The organism is Microbacterium sp. LB12 (genome assembly GCF_037150835.1).
Lineage (GTDB): Bacteria > Actinomycetota > Actinomycetes > Actinomycetales > Microbacteriaceae > Microbacterium.
Map to the genome: position 1 here is coordinate 909,361 of NZ_JBBCPF010000001.1, position 6,489 is coordinate 915,849.

Annotated in this window: 7 protein-coding genes; 2 read left to right on the top strand and 5 right to left on the bottom strand. The window is 69.6% G+C overall.

Translation table 11 applies throughout. The features are described from left to right. Positions 1-35 precede the first annotated feature (35 nt). Complete coding sequence (locus WFM69_RS04475) at positions 36-560, bottom strand: TetR/AcrR family transcriptional regulator (protein ID WP_337002047.1); 525 nt, start codon at positions 558-560, stop codon at positions 36-38. 81 nt (positions 561-641) lie between these two features. Between WFM69_RS04475 and WFM69_RS04480 the strand changes: the two genes are divergently transcribed. Further along, positions 642-1,352 (top strand): MBL fold metallo-hydrolase, encoded by a 711-nt coding sequence (locus WFM69_RS04480; RefSeq protein ID WP_337002049.1) that lies wholly within the window; start codon positions 642-644, stop codon positions 1,350-1,352. 3 nt (positions 1,353-1,355) lie between these two features. Here the strand turns inward: WFM69_RS04480 and WFM69_RS04485 are convergent, their stop codons facing one another. The 3 genes from WFM69_RS04485 to WFM69_RS04495 form a co-directional block, all read right to left on the bottom strand. Further along, the gene (locus WFM69_RS04485; RefSeq protein ID WP_337002051.1) at positions 1,356-1,913 is read right to left on the bottom strand and encodes a cysteine hydrolase family protein; all 558 of its coding nucleotides are present in this window, start codon (positions 1,911-1,913) and stop codon (positions 1,356-1,358) included. Beyond that, positions 1,910-3,352, bottom strand: a complete 1,443-nt coding sequence (locus WFM69_RS04490) for a purine-cytosine permease family protein (RefSeq protein ID WP_337002053.1) — start codon at positions 3,350-3,352, stop codon at positions 1,910-1,912. The genes WFM69_RS04485 and WFM69_RS04490 overlap by 4 nt, the downstream gene beginning before the upstream one ends. A gap of 64 nt (positions 3,353-3,416) precedes the next feature. Next, positions 3,417-4,700, bottom strand: a complete 1,284-nt coding sequence (locus tag WFM69_RS04495; RefSeq protein WP_337002055.1) for a M18 family aminopeptidase — start codon at positions 4,698-4,700, stop codon at positions 3,417-3,419. 304 nt (positions 4,701-5,004) lie between these two features. On the opposite strand from WFM69_RS04495, the gene WFM69_RS04500 reads away from it, so the two are divergent. Then, positions 5,005-5,868 (top strand): EamA family transporter, encoded by an 864-nt coding sequence (locus WFM69_RS04500; protein WP_337002057.1) that lies wholly within the window; start codon positions 5,005-5,007, stop codon positions 5,866-5,868. Between the two features lie 21 nt (positions 5,869-5,889). Here WFM69_RS04500 and WFM69_RS04505 read toward each other — a convergent pair whose 3' ends face one another. Beyond that, positions 5,890-6,363 carry a response regulator transcription factor gene (locus tag WFM69_RS04505; RefSeq protein ID WP_337002059.1) on the bottom strand — a complete coding sequence of 158 codons (474 nt, stop codon included), beginning with the start codon at positions 6,361-6,363 and terminating at the stop codon, positions 5,890-5,892. Positions 6,364-6,489: the final 126 nt, after the last annotated feature.

Genomic DNA, 6,489 nt, shown 5'->3' on the forward strand with positions numbered 1-6,489 from the left:
ACATCCGTGCACCGAAAGATGTACGGGTGCCGGACTCAGGCGGCCATCCCGGCGATGAGGCGACGCAGGCCGTACTCGAATGCGCGATCGACATCGCCGCCCAGGCGGAAGGCGCCGGACAGCTCCATCTGCAGGAACCCGGTGGCCCAGGCTGTGAACAATCGCGCGGCGTCGAGGGCGTCAGCCTCGCCGACCAGGCTGGAGGCCGCGCGGATGAGCGGTGCCGCCGACCGCTCCAGGGCGTCGTGCGGGGCTGCGATCGTGAACATGAAGCGGAAACCCTCGGGGTGGTCGTGCGCGAATCCCCGGTATGCGTGGGCGAGGGCGGGGATGTCGTCGCCGGCGTTCTCCAGCCGCGCGGTGAGGGCGTCGATGGAAGCGGCGGCGACGGAGGCGTGCAGGGCGTCGCGATCGCGCACCCGCTTATAGAGCGAGGGTGCGCGCACGCCCACCCGCTCGGCGACGGCCTGCATCGTGAGCCCGGTGGGTCCGGCCGACTCGAGGATCTCCCGCCCCGCCGCGACGATCGCCTCGGTGGATGTGCGTTCGGGTGTGGGCATCGGATCCTCCTGGATGGCTATTGACAATAGCCATGATAGCTACGTATCGTAGCCATCGCAATCATCCTGAGAGGATCCGCCATGAAGCTCGCACCGCACCTGCACCGTCTCGGCAACGACATCGTCGCCTCGTACCTCATCGATCTGCCCGAAGGCATCACGCTGATCGATGCGGGGCTGCCCGGGCACTGGCACGATCTGCAGCACGAGCTCGCGTCGCTCGGGCGGCCGCTGTCAGACGTCCGTGGCCTCGTCCTCACGCACGGTGACAGCGACCACATCGGATTCGCAGAACGTCTGCGCCGTGAGACCGGAGCGCCGGTCTTCATCCACGCGGCGGACGCGCATCGGGTGCGCACGGGCGAGAAGCCGAAGACCGCGATGGGCCCGGCGCGGCTCGGACCGACGCTCGGCTTCCTCGCCTACGGCATCCGCAAGAACGCGCTGCGCACGGCCCACGTCTCCGAGGTCACCGAGGTGGCAGACGGCGCCGTGCTCGACCTGCCGGGCGCCCCCGTCGTGATCGGCATGCCCGGGCATTCGCCGGGGAGCATCGCGGTGCACGTTCCCGCGGCCGATGCGGTGTTCGTGGGCGATGCGCTGACCACACGTCACGTTCTCACCGGACGCACCGGCGCACAGCCCGCGCCGTTCACGGACGAGCCGGCAGAGGCCATCGCCTCGCTCGACCAGCTGGCCGCGGTCTCCGCCTCCTGGGTGCTCCCGGGTCATGGCGCGCCGTGGCATGGCAGCCCGTCCGACATCGCCGCGGCGGTGCGCTCCGCGGCCTGATGCTCAGCGGGAGAGCACGGCGGCTGTGTCGCTGACGGTGATCTGCGGGGGATAGAGCCCCATCACCTGCAGCGCCGCGGTGTGATTCTCCGCCGTCGAACCCGCGCATGCGTCGGCGACAACGGTGATGCGGGCTCCGGCGTCGGCCGCGGCCAGCGCAGTCGAGATCACGCAGCAGTCGGTGGAGACGCCAGTGAGCACGACATGCGCCCCCTGCCCGACGATCGCCTCGAGCTGCGGCCCCCACTTGCCGAACGTCGGGAGGTCGATCGTCGGATGCGGTGACAGGTCGACGGCGTCCGGAACGAGGGCGAACAGCGGATCGCTCGGCGGCTGGTCGGCGAACGGCCAGACGGCGAAGTAGTCGCCCCACGACGTGGAGCGGTCGGCCGTCGGCATCCACCGGGTGACGAGCACCCGGTCCCCGAACGAGGCGGCGAGAGCCTGGATGCGCGGCACCGCGTCGGCGAAGAACGGAGAGCCCCACGCGGAGTCGGGCGAGGCGAAGATCGCCTGCGGGTCGATCACGACCAGCCAGGCATCCTCGGCCGGCGCGGTCACACGGCCTCCTGGCGGCGGATCTTTCCCGCCCGTGCGAAGTACGTCACCAGGAACGACAGCACGAGCGCGAAGAACACGCCGAGGTTCGCGTACGCCCAGTCGCCGTCCGTGCCGCCGACGAGGAAGAGCAGATAGCCCTGCCAGTTGTTCCAGGGGGCGTCCTCGGCGAAGCCGTTCAGCACCAGGCCCCAGCCGATCACGCTGGTCACGACCATCGTGCCGATCGAGATCCAGTCCCACGCGCCGTAGCGGCCGCGGCTGTCGAACAAAGCGTCCTCGTCGTAGTCCTTCCGGCGGCGGAGGATGTCGGCGATCAGGATGCCGGCCCACGAGGCGAGCGGCACGCCGAGCGTGATCAGGAAGCTCTGGAACGGGCCGAGGAAGTCGGTGGCGAAGAACACCACGAAGATCGTGCCGATCATGAGGATCACGCCGTCGATCGCGGCGGCCGAGGGACGCGGGATGCGGATGCCGAGGCTGAGCAGGGTGAGCCCGGAGGAGTAGATGCCCAGCACGGCGCCCGAGACGAGCGCCAGCACGGCGGTGAGCAGGAAGGGCACGAGCACCCAGACCGGCAGGATGCCGGCGAGTGCGCCGATCGGGTCGACGGCGATCGCGTTCAGCAGGTCTTCGTTCGATCCGCCGAGCAGCAGGCCGAAGACGACCAGGATGACCGGGGCGACCGAGCCGCCGATCGTGTTCCACGCGACGATCGCCCCGTCGGATGCGGTGCGCTTCTGGTAGCGCGACCAGTCCGCGGCGATGTTGATCCATCCGAGGCCGAATCCGGTCATGACCATGACGAGGGCGCCGATGACCTGACCGATGCCGCCGTCGGGGCGGGCGAGCACCGCGGCGAAGTCGATCGTCGGTGCGGCCAGGATGATGTACAGGATGGTCACCGCACCGGTGACCCAGGTCAGCACCGACTGCAGCTTCATGATCGTGTGATAGCCGAGGACGGATGCCGTGACGATCAGAGCCGCCACGATCACGGTCGCGACGACCTTGAGCGCGATGCTGTCGCCGTCGCCGCCGAGCTGCGTGATCACGGTCGCGGTCGCGAGCACGGCCATGATCGCGAGGAACGTCTCCCAGCCGATCGAGGTCAGCCACGAGACGATGCCGGGTACCTTCTGCCCCTGCACGCCGAACGCCGCACGCGAGAGCACCATGGTCGGCGCCGAGCCGCGCTTGCCGGCGATCGCGATCAGTCCGCACAGCAGGAACGACACCACGATGCCGATGACCGACACCAGCGTCGCCTGCCAGAACGAGATGCCGAAGCCGAGCACGAACGATCCGTACGACATGCCGAACACCGACACGTTCGCGGCGAACCACGGCCAGAAGAGGTCACGAGGCTTCGCGGTGCGCTCGGACTCGGGGATGATCTCGATGCCCGCACGCTCGATGAGGCCCGGCTTGTTCTCCGTCATGCTCACATCCTGGCACTGCCGCACGGTGCCAGGGCGGATGTGGCGGCGGCGCGCGCCGACCTGCTCAGCCGGCGAAGAACGACTGCGCGACGCGGGTGAGGTCGTGCAGGTCGGAGACCCCGGCAAGCTCGCGCGCGGAGTGCATGGAGAGGATCGGGATGCCGACGTCGACCGTGCGGATGCCCAGCCGGGTCGCGGTGATCGGTCCGATCGTGGATCCGCAGGGCACGCTGTTGTTCGACACGAACTCCTGCGCGGCCACTCCGGCGCGTTCGCACCAGGTCAGCCATGACGCCGTGCCCACGGCATCCGTCGCGTAGCGCTGGTTGGCGTTGAGCTTGAGGATCGGGCCGGAGCCGAGGACCGGCTGCACCACGGGGTCGTGCTTGGCGGCGTAGTTGGGGTGCACCGAGTGGCCGACGTCGCTCGACAGGCACCACGACGAGGCGTACGCACGACGACGGTCGGCGGCATCCGCCCCAAGGCCGGCGTAGACGCGCTCGAGTACATCCTCCAGGAACGGGCCGCCGGCGCCGGAGCGCGATTCCGAACCGAGCTCCTCGTGGTCGAACGCGGCGAGCACGGCGATCGGTGCGCCGTCCGCGGGCGCGTGGGAGGCCATGGCAACGACCCCCGCATGCACCGAGGCGAGGTCATCGAGGCGGCCGGAGGCGAAGAACGCGCGGTCCTTGCCGAACACGGCGCCCCGTGCGGCGTCGGCCACCACCACGTCGTAGCCGCGGATTTCGGATGCCGAGACATCGGCGGATGCGGCGAGCTCGGCGAGGATGTCGGCTTCGCTCGGGTCGCCCAGGCCCCACACCGGCTGCGTCTCGACCTGCTTGTCGAGCGCGAGCCCGGTGTTGACGCCGCGGTCGAGGTGGATGGCGAGCTGGGGCAGGCGCAGCAGTGCACCCGTGTCGGCGAGCACCACGCGACCGTCCGCGAGTGCCAGGCGTCCGGCGAGGCGGAGCTCGCGGTCGAGCCAGGAGTTCAGCAACGGGCCGCCGTACACCTCCACCGCCGCCTGCAGCCAGCCCCGGGATCCCGTGGTGGGCTGCGGCTTGAGCTTGAAGCCGGGGGAGTCGGTGTGCGCACCGAAGATCTGCACGGGGGTCGTGGCCGTGGCATCCGCCGGTACGGTCCAGGCGATCGTCGCGCCGTCGCGCACCACCACGTAGCGCCCGCCCGCGGGAGCCGGCCAAGCGTCCTCTTCGCGAAGTCGGATGAACCCGGCGTCCTCCAGGCGACGTGCGACCTCGGCTGCCGCGTGATAGCTCGACGGGGATGCGGCGACGAAGTCGGCGAGGTCTTCGGCGTGGGCGAGAGCGACCGGAGTGACGGGCATGGGGAGGCCTTCCTGCAGACGGGCGGTCCTTCGAGCGTAGTCGCCAAGAAGTTGGCACCTGTTGTCGCCGAGGCGGGCTGATGGCGACAACAGGTGCCAACTCCCGGGCGGAGGTGAGGCGAGTTTCCCTGGCGTTCATACACCGGGGTTAGGGTGAACGCGATAGCGCCTAGGGTTCCGGGGTTCACGCCCGACTGGTCCGAGCGGCGCCACGGTCCGCCTCCGCAGGAGGGCCGTCATCTGACAGGACAAAAGCCCGGAGGACCCTGTTCGTCGCGCCCGCGCCGAACGGAAGGGTCTCATCGTGTCGGCACTCGCGTTCGTCCTCGTCTTCGGCGCCGCGATCGCCCATGCGGCGTGGAACATCATCGCCCACGGCATCAGCAAGGCAGGCGTGCCGTTCCTCTGGTGGGGCGCGGTCGGCAGCACGGCGGTGTGGATCGGCGCCGTGCCCTTCACGGGAGGGCTCGGCACGGACGACCTCGGATCGTTCCTCCTCGGCGTCGCCGTGTCGTCGACGCTGCACGTCGGCTACATGGCGGTGCTGCAACGCGGCTACCGGGAGGGCAATCTCTCCACGGTGTACGCGACGGCCCGAGGCACCGGACCGTTCCTGTCTGTGATCGTGGCCGTGCTGCTCCTGGGGGAGCGCCCCTCGGTAGTGGCACTCGTCGGCGTCGCGGCCGTGATCGTGGGCGTGGTGGCGATCGGCCTCGTCGACCGCGGCACTGGCAGGGGTGGCCGCCGCATCGACCCCGGTCTGCTCTTCGGGCTGCTCACCGGCGTCGCGATCGCGATCTACACGATCTGGGATGCGCATGCAGTGCGCACCTGGGAGCTGTCGCCGGTCGCGTTCATGGTGGGCACGACTCTGCTGCAGATCCCCTTCTACTCGCTCGCGGTGCGTCGTCGGTGGGGAGCGGTGTGGGCACTGGGGCGCACGCAGTGGCGCCGCCTCGTCGTGTTCGGCATCCTGTCACCGCTGTCGTACATCCTGGTGCTCATGGCCATCCAGATCGCTCCGGTCGCGTTGGTCGCCCCGTTGCGCGAGGTGAGCGTGGTGCTGGTGAGCCTGTTCGGCGTCTTCGTGCTCAGGGAGTCGCGACCGTGGTGGCGCATCGGGGCGTCGCTGGTGGTCGTCGCCGGGATCGTGCTGCTCGCACTGTGACCGGCAAAACCGGCACGGTGATCAGCGGAAGGTGACGAGCCCCGCGTGGGCGGCGGTGACGAGGATCTGCACGCGGTCGCGCAGGTGCCACTTCGACATCATGCGTCCGAGGTGCGCCTTGACCGTGCCCTCGGAGACGATGAGCGTCTTGGCGATCTCGGCGTTGGACATGCCCTGTGCGAGGCAGTTGAGCACTTCCACCTCGCGCTCGGTGAGCGGTTCGAGAGCCTCCGCGTCGGTGGCGACGGGGGTGGAGTCGCGGACGTGCTTGATGAGCATCGACGCGATGCGGGGAGACAGGGAGCTCGCACCGCTGTAGACCTCGCGCACGCCGGTGACGATGTCGTCGGCGCTGGAGTCCTTGAGCAGGTAGCCGGAAGCGCCGGCGCTCAGCATCGGGAGCACCGTGTCGCTGCCGTCGAGCGTGGTGACCGCGAGCACGCGGATGTCGGGCCAGCGCGAGGCGATCACGCCGGTCGCCTCGATGCCGTCCATCTCAGCCCTGATCCACCGTCGCGATTCGGTTGAGCCGCGTTTCGCTTTTCGTTGAGTTGTTTCGGCGGGCGGGCGTGCGTGTTCTGCCAGCCGGGGCTCTGGCTTATCCACGTCGATCTCCGGTTC